Origin of the sequence: Sorangium sp. So ce406, from assembly GCF_051474675.1 — a bacterium.
In the GTDB taxonomy this organism is placed as follows: Bacteria; Myxococcota_A; Polyangia; order Polyangiales; family Polyangiaceae; genus Sorangium; species Sorangium cellulosum_G.
In genome coordinates this window covers 1,258,180-1,283,589 of the sequence record NZ_CP150340.1, presented here as the reverse complement: position 1 = coordinate 1,283,589, position 25,410 = coordinate 1,258,180, and the positions used below count along the sequence as shown (strand labels likewise).

Annotated in this window: 21 protein-coding genes; 16 read left to right on the top strand and 5 right to left on the bottom strand. The window is 70.9% G+C overall.

Going from position 1 to position 25,410, the window contains the following annotated elements; all coding sequences use genetic code 11:
• Window positions 1-130: 130 nt before the first annotated feature.
• Window positions 131-901, bottom strand: a complete 771-nt coding sequence (locus tag WME96_RS04770; RefSeq protein WP_437288991.1) for an SDR family NAD(P)-dependent oxidoreductase — start codon at window positions 899-901, stop codon at window positions 131-133.
• 199 nt (window positions 902-1,100) lie between these two features.
• Here WME96_RS04770 and WME96_RS04765 point away from each other — a divergent pair, with 199 nt between their 5' ends.
• From WME96_RS04765 to WME96_RS04730, 8 genes are all read left to right on the top strand, one after another.
• Complete coding sequence (locus WME96_RS04765) at window positions 1,101-3,740, top strand: ATP-binding protein (RefSeq protein ID WP_437288990.1); 2,640 nt, start codon at window positions 1,101-1,103, stop codon at window positions 3,738-3,740.
• 460 nt (window positions 3,741-4,200) lie between these two features.
• Window positions 4,201-6,441 (top strand): HAMP domain-containing protein, encoded by a 2,241-nt coding sequence (locus WME96_RS04760; RefSeq protein WP_437288989.1) that lies wholly within the window; start codon window positions 4,201-4,203, stop codon window positions 6,439-6,441.
• 4 nt (window positions 6,442-6,445) lie between these two features.
• On the top strand, window positions 6,446-6,856 hold the full coding sequence (locus tag WME96_RS04755; protein ID WP_433933656.1) for a response regulator: 411 nt from the start codon (window positions 6,446-6,448) through the stop codon (window positions 6,854-6,856).
• Complete coding sequence (locus WME96_RS04750) at window positions 6,853-7,428, top strand: YfiR family protein (RefSeq protein WP_437288988.1); 576 nt, start codon at window positions 6,853-6,855, stop codon at window positions 7,426-7,428. The genes WME96_RS04755 and WME96_RS04750 overlap by 4 nt, the downstream gene beginning before the upstream one ends.
• 1 nt (window position 7,429) lies before the next feature.
• Window positions 7,430-9,856: a TonB-dependent receptor plug domain-containing protein gene (locus WME96_RS04745; RefSeq protein WP_437288987.1), complete on the top strand. Its 2,427-nt coding sequence runs from the start codon at window positions 7,430-7,432 to the stop codon at window positions 9,854-9,856.
• Window positions 9,853-10,230, top strand: a complete 378-nt coding sequence (locus WME96_RS04740) for a hypothetical protein (protein ID WP_437288986.1) — start codon at window positions 9,853-9,855, stop codon at window positions 10,228-10,230. The genes WME96_RS04745 and WME96_RS04740 overlap by 4 nt, the downstream gene beginning before the upstream one ends.
• Window positions 10,231-10,377: 147 nt before the next feature.
• Complete coding sequence (locus WME96_RS04735; protein ID WP_437288985.1) at window positions 10,378-11,625, top strand: PAS domain-containing protein; 1,248 nt, start codon at window positions 10,378-10,380, stop codon at window positions 11,623-11,625.
• A 49-nt stretch (window positions 11,626-11,674) separates the two neighbouring features.
• Entirely contained in the window at window positions 11,675-12,781 is a 1,107-nt protein-coding gene (locus WME96_RS04730; RefSeq protein ID WP_437288984.1) for a substrate-binding domain-containing protein, read from the top strand.
• Window positions 12,782-12,817: 36 nt separating this feature from the next.
• Here the strand turns inward: WME96_RS04730 and WME96_RS04725 are convergent, their stop codons facing one another.
• Together WME96_RS04725 and WME96_RS04720 are read right to left on the bottom strand one after the other, a co-directional pair.
• Complete coding sequence (locus WME96_RS04725; RefSeq protein WP_437288983.1) at window positions 12,818-13,663, bottom strand: hypothetical protein; 846 nt, start codon at window positions 13,661-13,663, stop codon at window positions 12,818-12,820.
• 232 nt (window positions 13,664-13,895) lie between these two features.
• Window positions 13,896-14,858, bottom strand: coding sequence for an STAS domain-containing protein (locus WME96_RS04720; RefSeq protein ID WP_437288982.1), 963 nt, complete (start codon window positions 14,856-14,858; stop codon window positions 13,896-13,898).
• A 470-nt stretch (window positions 14,859-15,328) separates the two neighbouring features.
• Here WME96_RS04720 and WME96_RS04715 point away from each other — a divergent pair, with 470 nt between their 5' ends.
• Window positions 15,329-16,477 carry a hypothetical protein gene (locus tag WME96_RS04715; RefSeq protein WP_437288981.1) on the top strand — a complete coding sequence of 383 codons (1,149 nt, stop codon included), beginning with the start codon at window positions 15,329-15,331 and terminating at the stop codon, window positions 16,475-16,477.
• A gap of 42 nt (window positions 16,478-16,519) precedes the next feature.
• Here WME96_RS04715 and WME96_RS04710 read toward each other — a convergent pair whose 3' ends face one another.
• Window positions 16,520-17,884, bottom strand: a complete 1,365-nt coding sequence (locus tag WME96_RS04710; RefSeq protein ID WP_437288980.1) for an MBL fold metallo-hydrolase — start codon at window positions 17,882-17,884, stop codon at window positions 16,520-16,522.
• A 363-nt stretch (window positions 17,885-18,247) separates the two neighbouring features.
• On the opposite strand from WME96_RS04710, the gene WME96_RS04705 reads away from it, so the two are divergent.
• The 7 genes from WME96_RS04705 to WME96_RS04675 all read left to right on the top strand — a co-directional run bounded on the left by WME96_RS04705 (window position 18,248) and on the right by WME96_RS04675 (window position 24,977).
• Window positions 18,248-19,021: an acyl-CoA desaturase gene (locus WME96_RS04705; protein ID WP_437288979.1), complete on the top strand. Its 774-nt coding sequence runs from the start codon at window positions 18,248-18,250 to the stop codon at window positions 19,019-19,021.
• A 293-nt stretch (window positions 19,022-19,314) separates the two neighbouring features.
• Window positions 19,315-19,467 (top strand): hypothetical protein, encoded by a 153-nt coding sequence (locus WME96_RS04700; RefSeq protein ID WP_437288978.1) that lies wholly within the window; start codon window positions 19,315-19,317, stop codon window positions 19,465-19,467.
• 19 nt (window positions 19,468-19,486) lie between these two features.
• Complete coding sequence (locus tag WME96_RS04695) at window positions 19,487-19,735, top strand: hypothetical protein (RefSeq protein ID WP_437288977.1); 249 nt, start codon at window positions 19,487-19,489, stop codon at window positions 19,733-19,735.
• A gap of 121 nt (window positions 19,736-19,856) precedes the next feature.
• Entirely contained in the window at window positions 19,857-20,213 is a 357-nt protein-coding gene (locus WME96_RS04690; protein WP_433933641.1) for a hypothetical protein, read from the top strand.
• Between the two features lie 413 nt (window positions 20,214-20,626).
• The gene (locus WME96_RS04685) at window positions 20,627-21,394 is read left to right on the top strand and encodes a hypothetical protein (protein ID WP_437288976.1); all 768 of its coding nucleotides are present in this window, start codon (window positions 20,627-20,629) and stop codon (window positions 21,392-21,394) included.
• Window positions 21,292-22,221: a glycosyl hydrolase gene (locus WME96_RS04680; protein ID WP_437292274.1), complete on the top strand. Its 930-nt coding sequence runs from the start codon at window positions 21,292-21,294 to the stop codon at window positions 22,219-22,221. Before WME96_RS04685 ends, WME96_RS04680 begins: the two co-directional genes overlap by 103 nt.
• A 308-nt stretch (window positions 22,222-22,529) precedes the next feature.
• A complete protein-coding gene (locus tag WME96_RS04675) occupies window positions 22,530-24,977 on the top strand; it encodes a family 43 glycosylhydrolase (RefSeq protein WP_437288975.1) in 2,448 nt (815 codons plus the stop codon).
• Window positions 24,978-24,997: 20 nt separating this feature from the next.
• Here the strand turns inward: WME96_RS04675 and WME96_RS04670 are convergent, their stop codons facing one another.
• Window positions 24,998-25,375: a response regulator gene (locus tag WME96_RS04670; RefSeq protein WP_437288974.1), complete on the bottom strand. Its 378-nt coding sequence runs from the start codon at window positions 25,373-25,375 to the stop codon at window positions 24,998-25,000.
• Window positions 25,376-25,410 lie beyond the last annotated feature (35 nt).

The following is a 25,410-nucleotide window of genomic DNA, read 5'->3' as shown; positions in this document are numbered from 1 at the left end:
GAGTTAACGCAAAGGCGCAAAGGCGCAAAGGCGCCAAATGCACAGATTTATTATTTTGCGCCTTTGCGCCTTTGCGCCTTTGCGTTGAATTCTCTCTCCGGATCCCTGGCCGGACTCGTGGTGCGCAAGACTAGAGTGAATAGCCCCCATCGCTGACCACGAGCGCGCCGGTCATGGTGGCCGACGCGTCCGAGAGCAGGAAGGCGATGATCCCGGCGATCTCGTCGGCGGTCGCGTAGCGGCCGAGCGGCGTCGCCATCGCGGCCATCTGGTCGAACGCGGCGCGCTCGCTCCCGGCGGTGGTCACGAGCGCCTGGAAGAAGGGCGTCTGGGTCCATATCGGCGTCTCGACCCCGCCGGGCAAGACGCCGTTCACGCGGATCCTGTCGGGCGCGCCTTCCTTCGCGGCCACGCGGACGAGCTGCGCCGCGCCCGCCTTGGAGGCCGCGTACGCGCCGATGCCCGGCTCGGCCTTCACCGCCGCGACCGAGGAGACGACGACCGCCGTCCCGCCCTGGCCCGTCTTCCGGAGGAGGCGAAGGCCCGCCCGGAGCGTCAGGAAGACGCCGTCGAGGTTCGCGGAGAGGACGCGCCGCCAGTCCTCGAAGGACGTCTCCGCGAGCGGCGCGCCGTGGGCGACGCCAGCGTTCGCGACGACATGGTCGAGCCTGCCGAAGCGGCGCTCGACGGCCTCCTCGAGCTCGGACCACGGGGGCTCGCTCCCCACGTCGCAGTCCCGCAGCAAGAGCTCCGGCCCGCGGAGCTCCTCGGCCAGGGCGTGGAGCGCGTCGCGGCTCCGGTCGATGAGGACCAGGCCGCCCACGCTCTGCGACAGCCTTCGCGCGGTCGCAGCGCCGATGCCCGACGCCGCTCCGGTGATGAGCGCGACTCGATCCGACATGCGCACGGCGCCCTACCACGGCGGCGCCGCTGCGTGAACGCGCGCCCGCAGGCGGTGACGGCCAGGCCGCCCGCCGGGCGAGACCGTGGACGCCGCGCCCGCCTGCCGGCGACACGGCCGCTCGTGCTCGGCGGCGTTCCTGCGCCGCGAAGCTTTGAGGTCGCTCGCGCCCGTCCTATGCTCAACCGCGAATCGGACAATGCGACGTCTTTACCGGCTCTCCGCCAAGATCAGCAAGCTCGTCCCGTCCAGTCGAACCCACGCCGCAAAGGCACGAACGTCCAGGACAGCACGGCTAGCCGACGCGCAGGCGAGCACGGCCGCCGCCGTCGACGCGCGGGGGCGGGCGCGGGAGGCGCGGGACGGGCCGGAGCAGCAGCAGGCGGTGCTCAAATACGTCATCGCCAACGTCCCTCACGCCATCTTCTGGAAGGACCGCCAGGGTCGTTTCCTCGGAGGAAACCAGAACTTCCTCAACGACACGAACACGAAGGTCCTGGAGAACCTCGTCGGGAAGACCGACTTCGACGTGTGGGGCAGGCGCGACGACGTGGAGTTCTTCGTGAAGGTCGACCGGGAGGTCATGGAGCGTGGCACGCCGATGCTCGACATCGAGGAGCCGCTGCTCCGCCCGGACGGCCAGCGGCGGGTGCTGCTCACCAGCAAGGTGCCCCTCCGCGACGAGCGCGGCGAGGTGACCGGGCTGCTCGGGATCTACGCCGACATCACCGAGCGCAAGCAGATGGAGATCGAGCTCCAGAACGCCAAGGAGGCCGCGGACGCCGCCGCCCGCGCCAAGGGAGAGTTCCTCACCGTGATGAGCCACGAGCTCAGGACCCCGCTCTCGCTCATCCTCGGTCCGATCGACTCCCTCCTGTCGAGCTCGAGCGATCCGCTCTCGCCGCGCGTGCGCGCCGACCTGGAGCGCGTCCAGCGCAGCGGGCGGCGGCTCCGCCGGCTCGTCGACGACGTCCTCGATTACCAGAAGATCGAGGCCGGAAAGATGCAGATCCACCGGGAGGCCGTCGACGTGGGAGAGCTCGTCGCGGACATGGTGGAAGAGGCGCGGCCCGCCGCGGAGCGCGGCGAGATCCGGCTCTCGATTCAGGTGGATCCCGCGCTGCTGACAGTCGCCCTCGACCGGCGCAAGTTCGAGAAGATCGCGCTCAACCTGCTGGGCAATGCGCTGAAGTTCACCCCGCCGGGGGGCCGCGTCGCGGTCGACGTGCGGGCGCTCGACGAGAGGTTCGAGCTCTCCGTCGAGGACACCGGCCCAGGGATCCCGGCCGACAAGAGACACCTGCTCTTCCAGAAGTTTCAGCAGATCGACGCGTCGGCGACGCGCAAGCACGAGGGGACCGGGATCGGGCTGTCGCTGGTCAAGGAGCTCACGGAGCTGATGGGCGGCACGCTCGGCGTGGAGAGCGAGCCCGGGACCGGCTCCCGCTTCTTCGTGCGCCTCCCGCGCGCCGCGGAGGGCGCGGGCGCCGCGAAGACCGCCGGCGCCCTGCAGCCGGCGGGAACGCAGGAGGCGCCGGCGTCGCAGGACGCGCCGGCGTCGCACGAGCCACGGGAGGCGCTGAGGGCGCTGGGGTCGCCTGGCAGGGCGGCCGGCGTCGCGGAGCCGGCGCCGCGCGCGCGGGACGAGCGGCGCGCGGGCGGGCACCTCCCGTCCCGCGCGCGGGTGCTCGTGGTGGAGGACAACCCGGACATGGCCTCTTACCTGGAGAGCGTCCTGTCGCCCGAGCACGAGGTCGCGCTGGCGACGACCGGCCGGGAAGCGCTCGAGTCGATCGGGGCGACGCGGCCCGACGTCGTCGTGTCAGACGTGATGATGCCGGAGATGGACGGCTTCGAGCTGGTCGGCCGGCTCAAGGGGAATCCGGAGCTCCGGGACATCCCGATCCTCCTGCTGACGGCGAGGGCGAGCCGGGCGGAGGCCGTGGTGGGGCTCGAGGTCGGCGCCGACGACTACGTGAGCAAGCCGTTCGACCCGCTGGAGCTCCGGGCGCGGGTGCGCGCGGCCGAGCGGCTGCACCGCGCCTACCTGGAGCTCGCCGCGAAGAACCGCGAGCTCGCGGCGGCGCTGGCGCGGCTCTCGGAGACGCAGGAGGAGCTGCTCCAGGCGGGCAAGATGGCGGCGATAGGGACGCTGGTCGCCGGGCTGTCGCACGAGATGAACAACCCGGTCTCGGTCATCCTGATGAACGTCCAGCACCTCCTCAGGCGGCAGCGGAAGGGGCACGGGCTGCCCGACGAGGCGACGCTCCTGAAGGCGCTCGTCACCATCGAGCGGCAGGCGAACCGCTGCTCGGAGCTCGTGACGGCGCTGCTCGAGTACGCGCGGGGCAGGCCGATCGGCCGGGAGCCGTGCGACGTGCGCGAGGCGCTCCGCCGCGCGGTCGACCTCTCCGCGCCGCGGGCGCGCGAGCGCCGGGTCCACCTCGAGGCGAGCAGCGCCGCCGCGCTGCCCGCGGTGCTCGTCAACACGTCGCAGCTCGACTCCGCCCTGCTCAACGTGATCGGCAACGCGCTCGACGCGAGCCCCCACGGCGGCGCCGTCGTGGTCGGGGCTCGCCCGCTCCCGCACGGGGACGTCCACGGCGTGGAGATCGACGTGCGCGACACCGGCTGCGGCATCCGCGCCGAGGACCTGAGCCGCATCTTCGAGCCGTTCTTCACGACGAAGCCGCCAGGACAGGGGACCGGCCTCGGGCTGTCGCTGACGCACCGGTTCATCACGGAGCACCAGGGCAGCATCCGCGTCGAGAGCCAGCCCGGCGAGGGCACCACGGTGCGCATGTGGCTGCCCGCCATGCCGGCGGACGGGGCGGGGTGAGGTGTTGGCCCGGCCACGAGGTCCTGGTGCGCCAAGCCACCTGGGCTGCCTCGGGCGAGACCGAGGACGTCGAAGAATGAAAGAGCCTATCGAGACGGCGGACCCGCCCGTCGTGGGGTGATCGGCCCGTTCGACATCTCGTATCGGTGCGCGATGGCCTCGGAGGCCGCAGGCAAGCCGGATATTCCCATCGACTTCCTCGACCTCGGTCGACGCGAGCCAGCAGCGGGGACGCGCGACATTTCTCTCCACGGTGGGACAGGAATTTCCTGTTGCAAAACTGAAATGAGCTACGTACCGTCGACGTGAGAAAGGCATCTTCGCGCGCCTGTCCTCGCTTCCTCCGGAGGCCCCGACGGCGCGCGTGGGAATGCCTTTCCTTCGTGGGGGCGCGGATGACGTTCGCTCTTGGCTTCGACCATTCCTCGCATCGGAGACGCCCCGCCGCGCCGCGCGCCTGATGCTGGACTCCGCCCCTGTTCACCCGCCGTCAACGCCTCACCGGGAGCGCGCCCGGCGCGCCGGCGTTCCTGTCGGCATCGGCGTCAAGCTCGCCGCGGCGACCGTGGCGGTCCTCACCAGCGTCACCATCCTGGTCGCCAATCAGGTGATCCAGAAGACACGAGATGATCTCGTGTCGGCCAAGGCGAACGCCGCGTCGATGATGGCCGACCTCCTCGCGGCGGCCCTGACCGCGCCGCTGGACTTCGGCGATAAGGACGCAGCGCAGAGCGACCTCGACGAGCTCCGCTCGAACCGCGCGCTGATCGGCGCCGTCGCCTGGGGCAGCGACCCCGAGCCGGTCGCCCGGGTCGGGCAGCCGCCGGAGGGCCTGTCGGCGTTCACCGCCCGCGGCGCCGAGAACCAGGTCCTCGAGCGCGAGATCCGCGTGGCTCGCCCGGTCCTGCGCGACGACGGGCGGCGCCTCGGGACGGTCGTCCTCGTCCTGTCCCTCGAGCCCGAGAACGCGGCGTTCGCCGCGGCCCGCCGCGACATCCTCGAGTTCGCGGGGATCGTGGGCGCGATGACGGCCTTCCTGCTCCTCGCCTTCGCCCGGTGGCAGATCGTGCGCCCGCTCTCGAGGCTCGTCCACGCGGCGCGGCGCCTCGGCGAGGGGGACCGCACCGTCCGCGTGAACGTCGGCACGAACGACGAGCTCGGGCGGCTGGCCGACGTCTTCAACGCGATGAGCGCCGCCATCCTCGAGCGCGAGGGGAAGCTGGAGATGGCCACGAAGAGCCTCCGCGAGCTCTTCGACAACATGCGCGAGGCCATCGTGGCGTTCGGCCCCGACGGCCTCCTCGGCAGCGAGGTGTCGCGGCAAGCCAGGCAGATCTTCGGCGAGCGCGCCGAGGCGGGCCACCACGTCGCGGAGCTCCTCTACCGCGGCGGGCCGCTCTGCGTCGAGACCGAGGCGCTCCGGCAGTGGATCGACGTCGCGTTCGACGCGGATCTCGACGTCTTCCCGGAGATCGCCGAGCTCGCCCCGCGCACGGCGTGGATCGAGCGAGCGCCGGGCGACCGCCGGTTCCTGAGGCTCGAGTTCTGCCCCGTCGTCTCCGGCCGGAAGATCGCGCGCATCATGCTGCTCGCGACCGACGAGACCGAGCTCCGGCGCCTCGAGGAGAGCGTCAAGACCAAGGACGAGGAGCACGCGCGCCAGATCGCCGCCATGCGCCGCCTGATCGCCGGCGGCGGCCAGGTCTTCGTCCGCTTCATCGAGGTCTCGCGCGAGCGCGTGGCCCGGTGCAGCGAGATCCTGCAGAGCGGCGACCGGCTGAGCCCCGCGGACATCGACGAGCTCCTCCAGCTCCTGCACACCATGAAGGGCGAGGCCCGCTCGTTCGACCTGGAGCGCCTCGCCGACGAGGTCATGACGCTCGAGGGCGAGCTCGCCGTCGTCCAGGCGCGCGCGCGCTCCGAGAGCGGGATCTCCGTCGAGGGGTCGTCGGCGTCCTGGCGGTCGCGGCTCAAGCGCGTCGCCGAGGAGCTCACGCGCGCGCAGGAGACGTTCGTCGACGCCTCGCCCGTGGGCCGGGTCATCCTCGACCAGATCACCGTCCGCCGCACCGACGTCGCGCGCCTCGGCGAGCTCATCGGCGGGCAGGACGGCGAGGCCGCCGAGATCGTACGCCGCCTCGGCGCCCGGCCGTTCGGCGAGGTGCTCGCGTCGCTGGCCGAGCGCATCCCCCGCTGGGCCGAGCAGGAGAGCAAGCGCGCGCGCCTCGAGATCGACGGCCGCGAGATCCCGATCCCGTCCGACCTCGCCCGCGTGCTCCCGGGCGTGCTCATCCACCTCGTCCGCAACGCGATCGCGCACGGCATCGAGCGCCCCGAGGCGCGCGTCGGCCTGGGCAAGCCCGAGATCGGCGTGATCCGCGCCACCTGCATCGAGGATCAGCCGCTGCCCACGATCGTGGTCGAGGACGACGGCCAGGGCATCGACTTCGACGCCCTCGCGGCGAGCGCCGGCGTCGATCCCTCGGATCTTCGCAAGGCGCGCGAGCTCCTCTTCGCCCCCGGCGTGAGCACGAAGGGCGACGTGAGCGACCTGGCCGGCCGCGGGGTCGGCCTGTCCGCGGTCCGCGCCGACCTCCTCTCGGTCGGCTGGCTCATCGAGGTGGACGCGTCGCGCCGGACCGGGACGGCGTTCGTGATCCGACCCCGCACGCAGGCTGTCCCACGCCGCAACGGAGAATGACGCGATGTCGCAAGCCGGACGCATCCTGGTCGTCGATGACAGCGAGATCGTGCTGATGCGGATCCGCGTCGAGCTGTCGAGCGCGGGCTACGACGTGGTGACGACCACGCAGCTCGCGGGCACGGCCCGCCACCTGCGCGGCTGCGATCTGGTCATCATCGACTTCTTCATGCCCGGCCTGGACGGCGGCGCCGTGCTGCGCTCGCTCAAGTCCGCGCTGCCGGAGGGCGAGCGGCCGCCGCTCTTCTATCTCTACACGACGGACGCCGCGGCCGGCGCGCGCCACGCGGAGCTCGGGTTCGACGGCGTCTTCGGCAGGAAGGGCGATCTCCTCGCGCTCACGCCGCAGGTGCAGGCGGCGCTCCGCATCCGCAAGCTCTCCGGGCTGTCGCGCGGCAAGGAACGCAAGGCGTGACGCTCCTCCGGCGATCGTTCCTGATCGGCCTCGCGGCCGCGGCCGCGAGCGCGCCGCGCCGCGCCTGGGCCGAGACCGCCACCGCGCCCTTCGCCGTGCAGGCCGAGATCGTCGCGCGCATCCTGCCGTACGACCGCGGCTTCCCGGACAAGGCGCGGAATCAGGTCGCCTTTCTGCTGCTCTCGAAGGCCGGAAACGCGGACTCGGCGAGCGCCGCGCAGCAGATGAAGAAGGCGCTGCTCGACATCGGCAACGTGCGTGACAGGCCGATCTACGTGGACAGGGCCGACTACACGACGCCGGCCGAGCTGACCGCGGCGTGCCGCGCGCGCCAGATCAACGTCGTCTATGTCTCTTCCGGCCTGGCGAGGGAGGTCGCCGCGATCCGCGGCGCGCTCGCCGACAGCGGCGTCCTGACCGTCGCGGCCGTGGAGACGTACGTGCCGCTCGGCGTCGTGCTCGGCGTCGACGTCGCGAACGGCAAGCCGCGCATGAGCATCCACCTCGCGCAGGCCCGCTCCCAGGGGATCGATTTCCCGTCTTCTATCCTCAGACTGGCAAGGATCTATTGACGTGAGCTCGGCTCGTTTGGCACTGCTCTGCGCCGCGTCGCTCGCCTGGACGTCCGCCGCCCCGCGCGAGGCGCGCGCCGACGACGTCGGCTCGCTCCTCGAGATCCTCGAGGAGAACGTCGTCTCCGGCGCCTCTCGCGCCGCGGAGCGCGCGAGCGACGCGCCCGCCATGTCGTCGGTGATCACCGGCGCGCAGCTCGAGCTCTTCGGGCTGCGGCGCCTCGGCGAGGCCCTCAACTTCCTCGCCAACGGCGCCTTCGCGCACAGCCGCATGTCGGTCCCGGAGGTCGGCGCGCGCGGGGTCGCGCTGACCCGCGACGCCAACAGCCACGTGCTTGTCGTGCTCGACGGGATGGTCGTGAACGAGCAGGGCGGCGGGGCCGTCTTCCTGCACGATATCCCGCTCGACGTCGTCGACCATATCGAGGTGATCCTCGGCCCGGGCTCCGTGCTCTACGGGGCGCAGGCGATGCTGGGGGTCATCAACGTCGTCACGAAGAAGGCCGCGGATCACCGCGGCCTCCACGCCGCCGTGATGCTCGGGGCGTCCCCGCCGCTCGACGAGTCGGGGGACATCAGCGCCCCCTCGGCCCACAGCGTCGGGCACGACAGCGCGCTGTCGCTGAGCTTCGGGCGCACCTTCACGCTGCGCGGGGAGCCCGCCGGCGTGGTCGCGGCGCTCGAGGTCGACGACTTCGAGGGGCCTCACGTCCGCTTCCCGAAGCAGCCGCTCCCGCGGGAGGCGGACGGCAGGTCGTTCATGGACCTCGGCCCGCACGCCGAGCCGGGCTACTGGGGCGGCCCGGTGGAAGAGCAGTGGTTCCGGCGCAAGGCGGGGGCCTACCTGCGCCTCGACGCCGGCGACCTGAGCGCCACCGCGCAGGCGACGCGCTCGGCGTGGGCAGCGCCGTACATGGATCTCTACGAGAACCGCGTCGGGGCCTATGACGACGCGCGCAACGACAACATGCGGTGGCTCATCCTGAGCAGCGTCCGCTACCGCGCCCGCCTCAGCGAGCAGCTCGAGGGCGTGGCGCGCGGGTACTTCGGGTACAGCCGCGTCCTGCGCTCGCGCTACGTGATCGGCCACGACCCCCTCGTGCCGGGCGTGCCGGTCGGCGTCCTCTCCCCGGAGCAATGCCCGCGCGGCCCCTCGGGGCCCTGCCGGAAGGAGGCGCTGTTCCTCTCGCGCTGGGTCGGTCTGGAGCTCCAGGGGCGGTACGACTGGCTGGGCGACGGCGCGTTCTCGACCATGGTGGGCGTCGACGGGCGGCTGCGCACGTCGGCCTACGAGTTCGTCACGTTCGACGACCTCACGGGCAAGAGCTATGGCTCCGACCCGGGGCTCACGCACTGGCACGGCGGCGGACACCGCCTCAAGGACGAGGCCGCGCTGGGCGCCTACGTGCAGCAGACGCTCCGCCCGCTCCGGCCCCTGTCGATCAACGCGGGGATCCGCGTGGACCTCGACTCGCGCATCCCGCTCGATTACGTGGCGAGCGCGATCTCGCCGCGCGCCGCGCTGATCGTCACGCCGGACGAGCGCGTCGCGCTGAAGCTCATCTATTCGAGCGCGTTCCGCGCGCCCAGCTTCGTCGAGCTCTACACGGTGACCGGCAGGCTGCAGCCGAACCCGGACGGCCTCAAGCCGGAGAAGGTCTCGTCGCTGGAGGCCGTCTCGTCCTTCCGCAGCGGCGCGCACGCCTTCACCGTCGGCGGCTTCCACTCGGACTGGCGGGACGTCATCGAGCTGCAGATCGTGAAGGCCCAGGCGCCGAGCGTCTCGAAGTACAACAACGTGCCCGGCATCAAGAACTACGGGGCGAACCTGGCCTACGAGACGAGCTTCCTCGACCGGAAGCTGCGCGTCGGCCTGAACTCCACGTTCGCCCTGACGCGCCGCCGCATGTCGGAGCAGCAGATCGCGCGGAACGCGCGGTTCGGCACCGGCGATGAGGTCCCGATCACCGTCGCGCCGCAGGTGTACGGCAACGCGCACGTCTCGTACGAGCACGCGCGAGGCGCCGTGTCGCTGGCGGCCGCGTACATGGGCCGGCGGATCGCCGATCAGGCGTACTATGGCGGAGATCCGTCGAACATCGCGCCGCGCCCGGAGGTGCCGCCGCAGCTCGAGCTCCGCGCGGCGCTGACCGGCGCGGTGCCCGGGGTGAAGGGCGCCGGGTACACGCTCGGCGGGCAGTACGCGTTCTCGCCCCATGAGCCCTATGTCGTCGGGCCCAACCAGGGGCTGCCGCGCTATCTCGTGGAGAGCGGCCCGACCGCGGACTTCGCGCTGGCGAACCGGCTCACGCTATTTGCCGGGATCGCGCTTCACCTGGACGACGAACCGGCAGGCGGCCTGGGCGAGGCGGCCGCGCCTCCTCCTGGCGCGACGGTCGGGCGCGCCGCGCTCGGAGCTGACCCGTGAAAGGCACACTCTATCCCTCGCTCCTCGTCGGTTTGTCGGCCTTATCCGGCCTCGTGGCCTGGGGCTGTATCGAGGTCGGCCACCCCGTCGAGGTGGGCTGCGTCATCGAGTACGACAACCCGAACTGCCGCGAACCGGTCGGCGCGACCACCTCGTCGCGCGCGAGCGGAGGCGCGTCGACCGGCGGTGACGACGGCGCCGCCGGCGCCGGCGCGCACGGCTCGGGCGGGGCGGGCGGCACGGGCGGTGACGGCGGTCACGGCGGCGCCGCCGGGACAGGCGGTCAGGGGGCCGAAAGCGGTGATGGCGGTCACGGCGGTGATGGCGCTCACGGCGGCGACGGCGGCGGCGGCGCCGGCGGCAACCCGATGTGATGGTGAGCGGATCATGACCGTCGATGTTGACAGCCGATTTCACCTCACATAATTGTAACATTGAATCTGGACTGCATCCTCGCGTGTAAGTCTGTTGAAGCGCCTGCTGCCCTGACCTGACCGGGAAGTCTGGGAGGTGATCCTGCGATGACGGAGACCAAGGCCAGCCAGGCGCAGGAATCGGTGAGCGCGCGAGCCCAGCGCATGCTCGACGCGGTGCCGTCGATCGTGTGTGTGATCGACATCAAGGCGGCGCGGATCACGGCGCACAACGCCGCGCTGGCCCGCGCGGCCGGGTGCTCGGACGGGGAGCTGTCCGCGCGCGGCGTCGAGGCGCTCTCGGGCTGCATCCACGCGGACGACCTCGACGGCCTGGCCGCGCGCGCGGCGAGGCTCGCGTCGGCGCGGGACGGCGAGGTCGTCGAGGGCGAGCTGAGGGCGCGAGGGCGCGGGGGCGACGAGCGCCGCTTCGCGGCGCGCGCGGAGGTCTTCTCCCGGGGCGAGGACGGCGCCGCGCGCGAGGTGATCATCTGCGCCGAGGACGTGACCGAGCGGCGGCGCGCCGAGCAGCGCGTCGGGCGCGAGGCGCTGCTCGCGGAGGTCTGCGACCGCGCGCCGGTCCTCCTGTATGCGAAGGATGGAGACGGCGCGTTCCTCCTGGCGAGCCGCTCGCTGGAAGAGCGCGCCGGCGTCGGGCCGGGCGGCCTGATCGGGAAGACCGACAGGGATGTCCATCCGCCGGAGGTCGCGGCCATTTACAAGGACATCGAGGACCTGGTGCGCACGAGCGGCGCCCCGTTCGAGGCCGAGGAGACCGATCCGCACGCCGAGGGCGCGAGGACGTTCTATTCGGTGAAGTTCCCGGTCCGGGGCAAGGGCATTCCGGAGGGCACCGTCGCCGGGATCTCCCTCGATATCACGCGCGTCAAGGCGGCGGAGCTCGAGCGGGAGGCGGCGCGGGACGAGCTCATCGCGGCGCAGCAGGACACGATCCAGGAGCTCGTGACGCCGCTCTTGCCGATCGCCGAGGGGGTGCTCGTCATGCCGCTCATCGGCTTCTTCGACAGCACGCGGGCGAGCCGCATCATCGAGACGCTGCTCCAGGGCGTCGCGCGGCACGCGACCCGGATCGCGATCCTCGACGTCACCGGGGTCAAGGCGGTGGACGCGCACGTCGCGGAGATGCTGGTGCAGGCCGCGCGCGCGGCGGGGCTTCTCGGGGCCAGGGTCGTGCTCACCGGCATCCAGCCGGCGATCGCGCAGACGATGATCGAGCTCGGCGTCGACCTGCGAGGCCTGATCACGGCCGGGACCCTGCAGAGCGGCATCGCGTATGCGGTCCCGGTCGGGCAGGCTCGAGATGGAGCTGATCCGCGGCGCCTGCACCGCGAGTGACGGCCATCTCGGCGAACGCGTCAATCCACACGGTATAAGGAGGGGAATCATGGTCCATCGCGCCATCTTGGGGGGCATCCTTTTGTCGACCGGCGTGATCGCCTGCAGCGAGGGCGACGCCGCGACGGGCGCCCCGGTGACGATCGCGTACATCACGCACAACAAGTGCAATCGATTCCACGATCTGGGCCGCGCTGGCGCCAGGCAGGCGAGCACGGAGCTGTCGAGCACGAGCACGCGGCCGGTCGAGGTGCTGGTCCTGGATCCGGAGTGTCCAGCGCCCGACGAGGACGGCGAGCAGATGGTTAACGACGACCCCTGCTACTTCTCCCGGCCGCAGATGAAGGTGATCCAGGAGGTCATCGACATGAAAGCGGACGCGATGGTCGTCGATGTCTTCGACGGGGTCTGCGAGAACGACATCATCAACCAAGCGGTGGACGGCGGCATGAAGGTCGTCACGTACGGCGGCGACGCGCCGACCAGCAAGCGCCACACCTACTACGGGATGGACAACAAGGCCGCCGCCGCGTTCCTCATGGACGCCCTCGCGACCATCAACGGCAAGAGCGGCAAGATCGCCTTCCAGACGATGATGGAGGAGGACACGAACGGCGGCTACACGCCCACCGCCGCGGGGACGTTCATCGATCGATCCGCCGGGTTCTCCGAGGCGCTGGCGAGGTACCCGGACATGACGAGCGTCGCGAGCCTCCCCTGCCTCTGCTGCGACTACAAGGACCCGTTCTGCACGGGGCAGGCGCAGAAAGCGCTCGAGGATGACCCGGAGATCGTGGGCTTCTTCTTCTCCTACAGCAAGCTCCTCGGCGAGCCGGACCTCGAGACGAACGCGCCGCTGCTCGCCGAGCGGGCGGCGGCGAAGACGATTCACTCGGTGGCCTTCGACACGCTGCCCGAGTACATGGAGCGAATGCGCGCCGGATACGTGGACGTGCTGCTCGGCCAGAAGCTGTTTGGCTGGGGTTACGACACCGTGCTGCTCGCGTACGACCTGGTCACCACCAACCGGCAGGTGAGCTCTTTCACCGATGCTGGCTGGTATGTCGTGTGTCCGAACAACCTCGACGAGTTCGAGCGCAACACGCAGGCGATGGACTACCGTACGCAGCTCTCGAAGTGCAGCCTGCTCCCCTGATCCAGGGGTGCCCGGCGCGGCCGCCGCCCGCGGGGATCACAGGCAGCTACAGAGCGGATCCCCCGCGGCGCACGCGCAGCCCACCTTGGCGCCGGACGCCCCATCGCGGCGGCGGGGCTCCGCCCCCTGCTGGGCAGCCTCGGCGGCTTGCTCCAGCGCCTCTTCGGGAGTCCCCGTCGCCTCGCCCTGCGCGGGCGGCTCCTCCGCCGAGGGCGCCGTCGCCTCGCCGAACGCGGGCGGGCGGGCGATGCTCATCCCGGTCCGTTCGGCGGGGCCGGGCTGCGCGACGCTCGGCTGCGGCCTGAAGCTGCCCACGGAGATGCCGACGTCCGGCTCCATGGCGCGAGGCGGCGGCGCGATGCCGCCCATGACGACCGTCGAGGGGGAGAGCGCCGTGCCGGCGGCGAGCAGGCTGCCCCCCAGGGCCGCGGCGGTGAGGTTGCGGATGCGGCGCCGGCTCACCCCCACGGGGCAGTCGGCCGTGAGCACCGTCCCGTCGGCGCGCCGGTAAAGCCGCACGCAGAGGTCGCCCGCGGACGCGCGGACGAGCCGCTCCGCCTCGTCGCGTGGCATCTCCGACAGGTTGTACACGTTCTTCTCGCAGGTGCGGCAGAAGCGCACCCGGTCGTCGCCCACCATCTCGTCCCAGCGGGCGGGGCACGGGCTCGCGACGCGGAGGCTGTCGAGCAGCGGCAGGCCCCGGCGCGCCGTGAGGCCGTCGAGCCGCTCACGCACGGTCGCGAGCTCCCCCTCGAGGTGCCGCTGGGTCTGCTCCAGGGCCGAGAGCTCCCTCACCCGCTCCTTGACGGCCGCGAGCTCCTCGACGAGCTGGGCGTGGCGAGCGTTGAGGGCGTCGACGTCGTCTCGGTAGGGGGTGGTCATGGCAGCTTGGACGGGGGGGCAGCGAAGGTATTGCTCGAGGCCGGCCGCCCGGCGGCACGGAGCGCGGTGGTCTGTCCGTCTGCCAAACCTACCCCGACGCGCCCCTCGGGTCACCCCCGGGCGAGCGAGGCCGACGGCGGCGCTGCGGACGTACGGCGTGCGCCCCCTCTGGAGGTGACCCCGGGTGGCCGAGGTGGCCTGAAGGACAGCCCGTCTTGCGGATCGAGCGCGGCTATCGCGCCTGCTGGATGGCGAACGCGATGCCGCTCTGGAGCGAGCCCAGCGTGATGATGCCGCGGAGATCGACGCCGAGCGCCACGAGGACCTGCGCGACCTCCGGGCGGATGCCGGTGAGGACCATCTGCGCGCCGAGCAGGCGTACGGCCCTCGCCGTCCGGAGGAGCGCGTCGGCGACGTGCGTGTCGACGTTGGAGACGCCCGTGATGTCGAGGAGCACCACCCTCGCCTGATCGGCGCTGACGCCCTGGAGCACCCGCTCCAGGACGGCCGCGGCGCGTCCCGCGTCCATGGCGCCGACGAGCGGCATGAGGACGGCGCGGTCGCTGATGCGGAGCAGCGGCGTCGACAGCTCGCGCAGCATGGCGGCCTGCATCCGGATCACCTCGTCCTTGAGGCGCACGCGCTCCTCCTCGTCGCGCTTGCGCTCGGACAGGTCCGCCGACACGGTCGCCAGCGCCATGGGCTGTCCGGTGTCCGGGTCCTTGATCAGAAAAGAATTGTAGAGCACCGGAATCGGGGCGCCCGTCCTGAAGTGCCGGAACCTGAACTCCCCGATCCAGCGGCCGTGCTTCACGGTCTCGGGGATGATGTGATCCATGGCGTAACGCAGGTCCTCCGGGAAGAAGAAGCTGCCGACTTCGATGTCATCCAGCCCGCCGTCCGCGATGCCGACGAGCTGCCTCCCCGCCTCGTTGAGGTACTGCGCCTTTCCCTCCATGGTGGCGATGCCGATGAAGTCGGCGCTGTTCTCCGCCACGGCGGCGAGCCGCTTCCGCTCCTCCTCCACCCCGGCGAGCCGCGCCTCGCGCTCGTACGCGCCCTGGAGATCTCGCCGGTGCTCGGCCAGCTCCTGCTCGCGCCGGGCCAGCTCTTGCTCCAGCCAGAGGACGCGATCTCGAAGCGCGCCCGGGTCCCCGTTCACCACACCTGGATCGAGCTGGCCATTCATGCCCATGGCATCTACACCTCGTGTTCTCGCGCGCAGCGCCGCGGGATGGGCGCTCACGGACCCACCGGAGTTCCCACGATCGCTGGCCGGGCTGCCAGCTTGACATGCCATGTGCCCGGGGCCCGATGGAGTATAGGCGACACGCAGCCCGCGGATCTACCGCGAAAGCCGCGTCATCAGCGCCGGCGCGCGGTCCGCGGCTTGCCTGTCGCGCGCGGCACGTGCGCGTGCACACGGGGTGAGGGCATGCTTGGACAAGCCTTGATGATGAGGCATGAGCGCACACGGGGTGAGGGCATGGCTGGACAAGCCTTGATGATGGGGCGTGAGCGCACACGGGGCGAGGACGTGATCGAACAAGCTTCGATGAAGGACCCAGCCATCGCGAGGGCGCGAGGGTGGCGGACGAGCCCGGGCGCGCGCTCGCCGCCCGCGTCGACCGCCTGGGCGCGCCCCTGCTGTGGTAGCTTGTCCGCATGACCAGCGCGACCGTGACGCTGCTCGGCGCGGCCGAGGCGTCGCGCCCCCCTGCGTGGCGGGCTCGCCTCATCGAGTTCCTGCTGGTGGGGGGCGCGACGCTCGTGCTCTTCCCCCTCGCGTGGCTCCTGCGCAGGGCCGTCGGGCTCGAGCCGGCGGAGCTCGCGGTCGGCTTCTTGACGTTCCACGCGGCGTCCTTGATCAACGACCCGCACTTCGCGGTGACATACCTGCTGTTTTACAAGGACGCGCGGCGCCGCGCGCTCGGCGGCGAGCTCGCCCCCGCGCAGCGCGCTCGCTACATCGCGGCCGGGCTCCTGGTGCCCCTCGCGCTCTCCGCGTGGGCGATCGTGGCGCTGGCGACAGGCTCCGCGCGGACCATGGGCTTCATGATCCAGCTCATGTTCTTCCTGGTGGGCTGGCACTACGTGAAGCAGGGCTTCGGCATCCTGACGGTGCTCTCGGCGCGACGTGGATACCGCTTCAGCCCGACCGAGCGCCGGGCGGTCCTGGCCCATTGCTTCGCGGGCTGGGCGTACGCGTGGGCGAGCCCGGCCGATCCGGGCCGTGAGGTCGCGGAGAAGGGCGTTGTCTACACGTCGCTCGCGCACCCGCCGGGGCTCGAGCTCGCCACCGGGATCGCCTTCGGCGCGAGCGCGCTCGCGCTGCTCTGGGTGCTCGCGCGCAGGTGGCGCGCGGAGCGGCGGCTACCGCCGATCGCGCCGCTGGCAGGGTTCTTCATCACGATCTGGCTCTGGACGGTGTACTCGAGCCTCGACCGGCTCATGGTGTACCTGATCCCGGCGCTGCACTCCGTGCAGTATCTGTATTTCGTCTGGCTCCTGAAGCGGAACGAGGCGCGCGAGGCCGAAGGCCCGCCGTCGTTCGGCAAGCCGACCGCGCTGCGCCTCGCGGTGCTGGCGGCGTCCGCCGTCGCGCTCGGGTGGATGCTCTTCCGCGGCGCGCCCGCGTTCCTCGACGCCGCGCTGGTGCTGGGCGCGAGCGCGGGAGAGACCACGGCAGGCCTGGGCGAGACACCGTATTTCGCCGCCATCTACGTGTTCGTGAACATCCACCATTACTTCATGGACAGCGTGATCTGGCGCCGCGACAACCCGGACACGCGGTATCTTCTGCACTCGAGTTGATCCGGGCGGCGCTCGGCCCGGGCGCCCCCGGCCCGGGCCGCGTCACGCCCTCCTGGCCACCACCGCCCTCGCCGCGCGGGCAGCGAGCCAGCCGACCGCGGCCACGCCGCCGAGCGCAGCGGTCGCGGCCAGGGAGACCCGCACCAGCGCAGCGGCGTCCTTCTCGGGCCGGTGATCGGGCAGGTAGGGCCGGACCGCGCGCGGCAGCACCCACGACTCGCTCCCCGGGCCCTCGCCGCCGAGCGCGCGCACCGCGCGGGCGAGCCGGGAGCTCGGCCTCGTGCGGCTCTGGATCCACGGGATGAACCGGCGCATCGGCACGTGGCCGGGGGCCTGCCGCTCCATCCAGGCGACGACGCGCTGGAGCTCGGCGGCGGTCGCGGCAGCGCTGCCGTCGCCCTCGAGGCGACGCCATTCGTTGTGCCCGGGCAGGATCCACGTGAAGCGGAGGTGGCCCGCCTCCGCCAGCGCGGCCAGGCGGCGCACGGAGCGGATCTGGCGCTCCCAGTCGTCCCAGCACTGGAGCCGGAACGCCGTGATGTGGCCGAGCCTCCGCGAGTACGCGAGGTGATCGCCGGTGAACAGGAAGCGGCCCCGGTACAGCAGGCACATCGATCCCGCGGTGTGGCCGGGCTGCGAGAGCACGGCGAGGTCGGCGCCGGCGAGCTCGCCGTCGGCCAGCGGCGCGCCCTCCAGCGTCATGGGCTCGGGGCGATCGGGGAGCTGGATCTCCACGTCGCCGGTGGACGCGCGGTACGCGCCGCCGCGCAGCGTCACGTCGGCCGCGCCGAGGACGCGGCGGCAGCCGGGGAAGCGCGCCGCGAACTCGGCGTGGTGCTCGGTGTGGTCACGGTGCGTGAGGAAGATCCACCGCACGCCGCCGTGCTCCTCGAGGAAGCGAAAGATGGCCTCGCTCGGCTCCGGGAGGTCGACGAGCACGCCGCCGCCGGGGCGCTCGATGAAATAGGCCGTGGCGCTGATGTTGTCCGCCGAGGGGTGGCCGAGCGCCCAGACCTCGTCCTCGATGCGGCGCGGCCAGGCGCGAAAGGGCGCGCCGAGCGCGCCGGGGCGCACCCGCCCGGGGGACGTCTTCAGCCGCAGCGCGTGGACCGGGCAGGCGGCGACCGCCGCGCGCGCCGCCTCGAGATCGGCCAGGCTCCGCGGCTGCCGCAGGACGCCCGTGAACGCCCCCTCATCGTAGGTGCCTTCCAGCACGGCGGGGGCGCGGCGCTGGACGTCGCCGTCGTTGCCGTCCATGCGCTCCCAGTGGGCTGGCGAGACCTCGCCCAGGAGCTCGGGCGCGAAGTTCCTGCAAACGCCTGCGCCGCAGCAGGCGCGCGTGATGTGAAGTCGACCCCAGTCGCCCTCGTCGCTGTCTCTCTCGCTGTCGTTCGACGCGTGGTCCATAGGGGCGCTGACACTATCACGCTGCCCGCGAGCAGGCATGCGCGCGCAGCCTCGGGGTGACGGGCACATCCATGCGACGAGGTCTCACGACGACCAGCGTGGTGGCCGGTGACGAGCACGCCCGCTGATGCGCCGATGAGCGCGGCCGCCGGCCCTCGGGCGAGCTGGCCCGCGACCTCATCCTTCCATGCGTGCACCAGCGCTTTTGTTTCAGCTCGATGAACTCTCCCGTTGCGGGCTCGACGCATGGACGGAATCGCGCGGCGTGAGGACGTATTCGCGTGAGATGCGCGGAACCGAGCCTGTCGACGCGTGACGATGCGCTGACCGCACGGCGGCCCAACCTCCATGTACAAGCGAGCCATGGAACTCGTCGCTGTCCTGATCGCCCACTCCACACTGTCCGTCTTCTTTCAGACCTTCTTCCTGCACCGGTACGCCTCGCATCGCATGTTCACGATGTCGAAGCGTTGGGAACGGATCTTCCATCTCCTCACCTACCTCACGCAGGGATCCTCGTACCTTGTGCCCCGGGCATACGCGATCTTGCACCGCATGCACCACGCCTACAGCGACACGCCGAAGGACCCGCACTCGCCGCGGTACTACTCGAGCGTCGTCCCGATGATGCTGTCGACCGCGAAGCGCTATGACGCCATCTGCGACGGCACCGCGGAGATCGAGCCGCGCTTCCTCGGCGGCTACCCCGAGTGGCCCACGCTCGATCGCATCGGCAACTCATGGGCCAGCCGCCTCGCCTGGGGGACGGGCTACGCGCTCTTCTACATCGCCTTCGCCACGCAATGGTGGCAATTCCTGTTCGTCCCGCTCCACTGGACCATGGGCCCGCTCCACGGCGCCATCGTGAACTGGTGCGGCCACCGCTACGGTTACCGCAACTTCGACAGCGACGACGACTCGCGCAACACGCTGGCCCTCGACCTCGTCACGCTGGGCGAGCTCTTCCAGAACAACCACCACAAGTACGCGCAGAGCCCCAACTTCGCGGTTCGCTGGTTCGAGATCGACCCGGCGTACCAGGTCATCCGCGTGTTCGCCTGGGCAGGCATCCTCAAGATGCCCGAGAGGCGCCAGGTCGCCCGCCTGGACACCGGGGCCGCCGGCGTCGAGGGTTGAGCGCCCCTCCCCGGAAGAACCATTTTTCCTGCTGCCCGAGGAGCAACCTCGACCGAGATCGCCGCGCCCGCGAAGCGCCGGCGAAATCAGCGCGCGCTTCACCGATAAGCGTGGTGCCGCGGCGCCTGTTTCTGCTATACACCTGCACACGCGCAGAGAAGTTGTTGGCGTTGCCGCCTGGACCATCGGCCGGGGACGGCAAGCACGGCCGTCGATCGACGTTCGAGGCAACTCATGCACAGCCCTGGGACGCACGCGCCTCGCGTGCCTTCCGGCGTCGGGAGAACGTCGAGATGATCCATGCGTCCACGCCGACCACCCCCGCCGCGCCGAGCGGCGCCATGCTGGGTGAAGGCCGTGTCTCGGTCGCGCCGTCGCGCGCCGAGCGGCCGCCCTCGCGGATCCCGCCGCGCCCCATGCTTCCGCTCCGGCAGCTCGCGCGCTGAGCGCAGAGAGGGTTCGATCATGAAAGAGTCGTTGTCACGGGTGGTGGACGGCGTGGAGCAGACGCTCTGCTGGCGCTTCCAGGTGCACGGGAGGAGCGATATCGTGTACGAGCCCGCGCTCAACCTGCGCGGCCCGTTCGATCGCGACAGGCAGCGCCACCTCAGGTCGGGCGAGACGTTCCAGCGGCTGGATCGCTCGGGGTCTCCCCGGAAGTACGGTGGCCTCGTCTGGCAGCCGACGAGCGCGATCGCCGTCTCCGGCCGGTAGAGCCCCCTCCACGGAGCCCGGCCGCCGCCAGGCCGCCCCCCGGAGAGACACGTCACGTGGGCCGCGCGAAGCGGCCGCCAGCCGCACGAAGCGGCAACCAACGGAGTTGCAAATCATCGCCATGTCCATTCCCCAGAAGCCAGTCGCCTCCGCCCTGCTGCTCGCCACCGCGGCCCTCCTCACCTTCCGCGCCACGTCGCGCGACCGGAGCGGCTCGACGCTCGGCGTGCTCGTCGACGCGACCGGCGCTCCGCAGCACCTCGTGATCGAGTCGGCCGGCGCGGAGGGCACCTGGACGCTGGCCAGCGCGCTGCCCACCGGCCGCGCCTCCCACCTCCTGTACGAGAGCGCCGCCAACGTGCTCCGCGGCGGAAACTTGAGCGATGACGGGAGCATCTCCTTCCACGGAGCCCTGTACAGCATCGAATCGTCGCTCGACGGAAGCACCCGCACGGCCAAGGTGAGCGGCAGCGTCTGAGCGGCAGCCGCATCCATCGCGCTCACCTCGACGCCGCGACCGGGCAGAGCCCGGTGTACATCCCCACTGCAATCCCACATCCCAGCTCGGCCGCCCTGGCCGCGCGCCTCAGGCGCGCTCGCATGCGAAGCCCATCCGGGTCCCATGAAACGCATCCAGCTCACCTCACGCATGCTTGCCGCATCCATCCTGTGCCTGACCGCCGCCTGCGGGTCGTCGAACGACGGCACGCCGCCCGGGGTCGACACGCCGCCGGGCGAGGACACGCCCCCCGGTGAGGACAAGCCGCCGGGCGAGGACACGCCCCCCGGCGAGGTGCCGGACTTCCCGGACACGCCGCGGGGCAAGCTCTCGAGGACCTCTTCACGTCGTCGCGGGCCGGCAAGTTCCGGTTCGGCTACGAGAACAGCCTCGTGTGGGGCCTCTACGACGCCGACAAGATGCAGCTCGTGTCGACCAACGACTGGTTCTCGACCATCGCGGGCGCGGCGAGCCGCGGCGAGCGGGGCTGGACGTCGGACGCCGGCGCCACCGCGGGCAAGAACCCCGGGCTGCTCGGCCTCTCCCTCGACGCGATGGTCTTCGACCCGGTCGCCTGGAATCGCCGCGACGTCACCGCGGCCGCCGCGGCGTACACGCTGGAGCAGCCGGGCGGCATGGTGGCGATCGACTGGCACACGCCCGCCTGCAACCACGACATCAGCGTCTCCGACTTCGCGGCCGACATCGAGACGCCGCTCGCCACCATCTCGGTCGACGGAGAGGACGTCCCGATCTACGCGCAGGGCGGCGGCACCCCGTTCTACGCCGAGACGTACTACGCGCGGTCGCTCGGCTCCAGCGCCGATATCCCGGAGAACCTCAAGTGCATCTGCAAGATCGCCAATGACGTGCCGATCGAGCAGGGCAGCCACGCCGGGATCTCGGCGCGCGACTGGCTCGTTGCGCACGCGAAGTACGTGGCCCGGTTCTTCCGGGAGCACGGGCTCGAGGGCAAGCCGATCGTCCTCAGGCCGTTCCACGAGCACACACCGGCGCCTGGTTCTGGTGGGGTCAGCCCTACTGGAACTGCGGGGCCCTGCTCGGCGACGATCAGGCCGTCACCGGCCCCGACGCGTACCGCGCCGCGTACCGCACCTTCGCCGAGGCGGTCCGGAGCGAGCCGGGGATGGAGAACGTGATCTTCGCCTACTCGACCGACAAGCTGCGGAAGCTGAGCGACAGCGAGGTGACGCCCGCCGAGGCGAAGGTCAGGGACCCGGAGAGCCTCTCTCGCGACATGCTCCGAGCGCGCCTCGTCGAGGAGCTCACCGAGCTCGACGCCGCCTACGTGAGCCCGCCGCAGCAGGCCATCGCCGCCCAGGGTGGCCCGCCGTCCTCCGAGACGCTGCAGGAGTACTACCTCGAGGCGTACCCCGGAGACGACCTCATCGACATCCTCGGGATCGATCTCTACTACGCCCACGAGCGGGCCGCGTCCTCGGCCGATCTCGAGGACATGAGGTCGATGGCCAGCGCCGTCGCGGACATCGGCGAGGCGAAGGGCAAGCCCCACGCGCTCACCGAGACAGGCACCTACCGGCTGCACCTCCTCCACCGCGTCAGCAAGCTCGCCGCGGGGGGTTCGCTCACGCTCTACTCGGCGGATCACGTGAGCCGGTGGTACGACACGCTGTTCGATCAGGGCCTGAAGACGGATTTCCTGGCCAACTACGGCCTCGGCTCGGCGTCCGCCGTCATGCTCTCCTCGGCCGAGGTCACGGGCATGTTCCCGGGCGCGGAGCAGGGCGCGCCCACCGAGGACTGGTACAACGAGCACCTGCTCGAGCTCGCGCAGAGCACCGGGGTCGCTTACGCGCTCACGTGGCAGACCTACTACGGCGGCAGCGACTTCGACAGCACGCCCGTCTATTACTACGTCCCGTTCCCGGGGCACCCCGAGGCGGAGAGCTTCCGCCGCTTCGCGCAAGACCCGGCGGTTTGCTTCGACGCGACGACCTGCCAGTAGCGCATCGCGTGGTGAGACGCGGTCGTCCCGACACGACCGCGCACGCCGCTCCCACGTCCCCGCCCTCTCCGACGCGAACACCGCGAGCACGAGCGTCGGACGAGTGGATTCAATGATGCACGGCAAGCGATGAGGGCCGCCGCGGTGAACTATTGACGCCGGAGTTGTGAGCGTTCACATTGTTCCACGTGGGCACACACCCCCCGGGGCGGGCTCCTGTTGTGTAACGAACATTCAGAGCTCGGGCGCTCGTTGCCCGATCCCGGGGCGCCCCTGACCGCTGGCAAGGTGCCAGCGAGGAGCAGACGATGAGACGATGCAGCGCGCATGTCATGATGGTTCTCCTGGCCGGGTCTCTGATCGCGGCCTGCGGTGATAACGACGCCGAGGTTGCGCTCACGATAGAGGCCAGCGGCGAGGGCACGACCGACCCCGCGCCCGGAACGTACACGCACAAGGCTGGTAGCTGGGTCACCGTGACCGCGACGCCCGCCCCGGGCCTCAACTTCCTGGGATGGAGCGGCGACGGCGCCGGGCTGACCAACCCGGTGACCATCTCCCTGGACGCGAGCAAGACGTTGAAGGCCACGTTCGGCACGGCCTTCAGCCCGACGACCTACCAGAACCCGGTCCTGCCCGGCGATCACCCGGACATGAACCTCTACCGGGAGGGCGACACCTTCTACCTGGTCGGGTCGAACTTCCACATGATGCCCGCCTTCGAGATCCTCCGCTCGACGGACCTCGTGCACTGGGAGCGCATGAACCGGGTGGTCGACTCCACCGCGGCCGCGCTGAAGAACCAGGTCGGCCCCGGCCAGGGCACCTGGGGTGGCTTCATCGTCAAGACCGATGACGTCTACCGGGTCTACTACTCCGTCGGCGCCACCCAGCATTTCTCCTCGGCGCCGAGCCTCGAGGGCCCGTGGTCCGAGCCCACCAAGGTCGATATCTTCCCGTACACGCCGCCCGGCAGCGACATGTCGTACATGCGAGGCACCGGCTCCGATAACTCGGTGTTCGTCGATCCGGACAGCGGCAAGACGTACATGATCATCAAGAACGGCCTGTGCAAATGGGACGCTGAGCACCCCAACGACTTCGGCATCAACCTGGTCACGGAGATCGACCCCGAGACCGGGATGCTGCTGCCGGAGACGACCATCGACCTGAGCTTCATCAACTGGGATCAGGAGACCGGCGGCTGCGGAGAGTTCAGCAACGCGGACTGGAGCAAGTGGGCCGAGGGGCCGACGATGGCCAAGCGCGGCGACTGGTACTATTACTTCGTGTCGACGCACACGGCCTGCGGCGGCCAGATGCACGCCTGGGCGTCGAAGAAGCTGGTCGGCAGCACCGCCGAGGACTGGACGTGGCTCGGCTACGTCCTGACCGGCGAGGAGCCGTACGCCGGCGTGCAGCACGGCACGGCGCCGATCGAGCTCGACGATGGCACCTGGTGGATCTTCGCCCACTCGTACGATTGCACCAACGTGGGCACCAAGGACTGGAAGAACGGCGACTGGATGGGGCTGGCCCGCGAGGGGCTGCTCCTGCAGGTGACCTGGGAGGACGAGGAGGTCGGCGGGAAGACGATCCCGGTCCCGCGGTACCCGAGCCAGGTGCGCGACCTGCCGGCGCCCAAGCTGCCGCAGAGCGACGTGCCCTTCCTGCTGCCCGTGAACGACGAGTTCTCGTCCAACGAGATCGGCCCCGCCTGGACGACCTACGGCCGGTCCGAGCACAAGTATTCGGTGACCGACCGCCCGGGGTGGCTGCGGATCGATCCGGACGCCGATCAGACCACGTGGGTCGTGCAGAAGGACGCGCTGCACTCGAGCAGCATGGTCGCGAGGCTGGAGTTCACGCCCGGGGACGACGGCGACGCCGCCGGCCTCCGCGTGGGCAACGGCTACTGGCAGGACGAGCAGGTGCTCTCGGCCCCGACGTGGATGACCAGCGGCGAGAGCTTCGCGCTGCCCGCCGCCATGGAGGTCTCCGTGGCGCGGGTCATGGAGGACGGCGCCGACAAGATCCGGTTCGCCTTCCGCTCGCGCTCCGTCAAGCCCCTGAAGGAGGGTGAAGCCGCGTACACCGAGCTCGACGAGCCGGTCGTGGTGAGCGAGTCGGTCCCGGCCCCCACCGGCGAGATGGTCTGGCTGAAGCTGGTGCGCAACAACCACAAGGCCACCGGCTGGTTCAGCAAGGATGGCATCGAGTGGACCCAGGTAGGCTCCGAGATCGATATCTCCCCGCTCGACGAGTTCTACGCGATGGCCCACACCTGGATCGGGAACCAGGCCGGCATGTTCGCGACGAACAAGAGCGCCGATTTCGACCTCTTCGCCTACCGTGACGGGTTCACCTCGATCCCGGCCGCGGAGGCGAACCAGCAGTCCGGCGCCGAGATCGTGTCGAGCGAGGCGGCAGGATCGGTGCTGGGGCTGGAGAGCGGCGCCTGGGCCATGTACGGCAGCGTCTACCTGGGGAACAACCGCGCGCACGCGGAGGCCATCGAGCTGAGGGCCTCGAGCGTCGGGCAAGGCGGCACCGTGGAGGTCTGGATCGATCCGCTGGCCGGCGGCGCGGCCATCGGCACCTGCGACATCCCCGCCACGGGCGACTGGGAGGAGTGGAAGACCGTCAGGTGCAATGTGGTGCCCACGACGGGCACCCACGAGGTGTACCTGAAGGCGACGGGCGGTGATGGCGAGCTGCTCCGCCTCGCGTCGCTGCGCTTCGTGCCCGCCCGCTGACCTGCCGCGCCTCCTGAGGCTCAGGGCTCGCCGGCGAGCTTCTTCACCGCCGCGAGCAGCAGGTCCGGCTTGAACGGCTTGATGATCCAGCCCTTGGCGCCGGCTTTCCGGGCCTTCTCGATCAGCTCGGGTTGCCCCTCGGTGGTGAGCATGAGGATCGGGACGCCGGTCGCGAGGTTCTTGTCCCGGAGGCTCTGGATCATCTCGATGCCGTTCATCACGGGCATGTTCACGTCCGCGATGATCATGGCCAGATCTCCCTTGCAGGCGGCGACGGCGGCGACAGCGTCGCGGCCGTTGTCCGCCTCCAGCGTGCCGTAGCCCGCCCCCTGCAGCAGGATGCCGACCTGCTGGCGCACCGTGCTCGAATCCTCGACGAGAAGAATCTTCCTGGGCATCTGTCGTGTCTCTCCTTGGGCGCGCGGCCGCGCAG